This is a genomic window from Neobacillus drentensis (assembly GCF_036966985.1).
GTDB classification, from domain to species: domain Bacteria; phylum Bacillota; class Bacilli; order Bacillales; family Cytobacillaceae; genus Neobacillus; species Neobacillus drentensis_E.
The window spans coordinates 1-589 of sequence record NZ_JBALSN010000723.1 but is presented as its reverse complement, the minus strand read 5'-3'; the positions used below and the strand labels follow the sequence as shown (position 1 = coordinate 589).

The window sequence follows — 589 nt, the reverse complement described above, 5'->3', positions numbered from 1 at the left end:
AACAGCCATGAAAAGGACATAGATGGCACTCAAAGTGATGACAAGTTTTCGATTCAACAATATTCACCTCTTTAAACTTTTTGTTTTCGAAAATATGCGTAAATGGCAATTAAGAGTCCGCCAGAAAACCCACATAGTAAGTCATACATGGTATCTTTATTTCCCCCAAGCTGCATGATATACGTGAAGGTTTGATCCCCTGCAAACTCATAAATCTCCCAAAGTACACTTGCTAGGACAGCGAGTGAAAGAACGAAAATAGAAATAATCCAACTTGAGGTATCCTTTCTTACTTGTTCAGGAATCATTAATTTATATAATGTTATACCAACACAAGCGACATATACACCTTTATAAAAATGAATGGACGAATCCCACCATTTATATTTAAGATAAAAATCACCTATAGACCCTAAATACGTGGTACAAAAGATAAACAGATAATAACCAACGATGCTTGGCAGGTTAAATGGTATTTTGTTCTTAAAGATTAGCAAAACAGGCAACGCGCACACGAGTATCCCTCCGAGGGCTACTTGCCATTTTGAAGATTGCCCTTTAACAAGGAAAAAAATAAATAAGACAATCA

1 protein-coding gene is annotated in these 589 nt (G+C 35.8%); it reads right to left on the bottom strand.

Going from position 1 to position 589, the window contains the following annotated elements; all coding sequences use genetic code 11:
• Positions 1–71 precede the first annotated feature (71 nt).
• Positions 72–589 (bottom strand): membrane-spanning protein (locus V7659_RS30975; protein ID WP_335543830.1); only part of this gene is annotated, 518 nt, incomplete at its 5' end.